The organism is Pseudoalteromonas holothuriae, from assembly GCF_945859825.1.
GTDB lineage: Bacteria > Pseudomonadota > Gammaproteobacteria > Enterobacterales > Alteromonadaceae > Pseudoalteromonas > Pseudoalteromonas holothuriae.
The window spans coordinates 1-928 of the sequence record NZ_CAMAPC010000072.1 but is presented as its reverse complement, the minus strand read 5'-3'; the positions used below and the strand labels follow the sequence as shown (position 1 = coordinate 928).

Annotated in this window: 1 pseudogene; it reads left to right on the top strand. The window is 51.4% G+C overall.

Annotation, left to right across the window (positions count from 1 at the left end):
• Positions 1–68 precede the first annotated feature (68 nt).
• Positions 69–928, top strand: a pseudogene (locus OCI93_RS20910) (AMP-binding protein); the annotation flags it as partial.

The window sequence follows — 928 nt, the reverse complement described above, 5'->3', positions numbered from 1 at the left end:
TGGGAGCGCCTGACAGTATGGCGTTGGTGTTTGAAGGTCAGTCGATGACGTATGCAGCACTCAACTCAAAGGCGAATCAGCTGGCGCATTATTTAATCGCTCAAGGGGTGAAGCCAGACACCCTTGTTGGGGTGTGTTTACCACGCTCAATGGATATGGTGGTTGCGCTGTTAGGGATTTTGAAAGCTGGCGGTGCATATGTGCCATTAGACCCCAGTTACCCAGCTGCACGCTTGGCTTATATGGTTGAGGATGCACAGCTGTCACTTATTTTAAGTCAAACAGATGTGGAGATGCCGAGGTCATTGAGCTCTGGTCAAGTGATTTGCAGTGATGACGCGCAAGTGATGCGAGACATTGCGGCCTGTGCGCAGAGTGTACCACAGGTGAAGACGTTGACTTCAGCACATCTGGCCTATGTTATATACACGTCGGGGTCGACGGGTAAACCCAAAGGCGTGATGGTTGAACATCGTACCTTTGCGAACTTTATCGGGGCGATGCAGGTACGGCTTGAAGGTGCGCTGAGTGCACCTAATAAGTTGCTCGCGGTGACGACGATAGCATTCGATATTGCGGGGTTGGAGTTGTTTGGTCCACTGTCATATGGAGGGCAAGTTGTGTTGGCCTCAAAAGCGGACAGTGCAGAGCCGAGTCGTTTGAGTGCGTTATTAGAGGCGCAGGATATCAACATCATGCAGGCGACACCAGCGACGTGGTCTTTGTTGTTCAGTGATGGTTGGAGGGGACGAGCAAAGCTGACAGCCTTGTGTGGTGGCGAAAAGCTGAGTACAACCTTAGCCAAAGAGTTGGTTGCATGTACGGGTCGTGTATGGAATTGCTATGGCCCGACGGAGGCATCAGTGTGGTCGATGGTGAGTGAGGTGACACCATCTTCAGTACAGGCAGGTTCAATTTTACTGGCAAA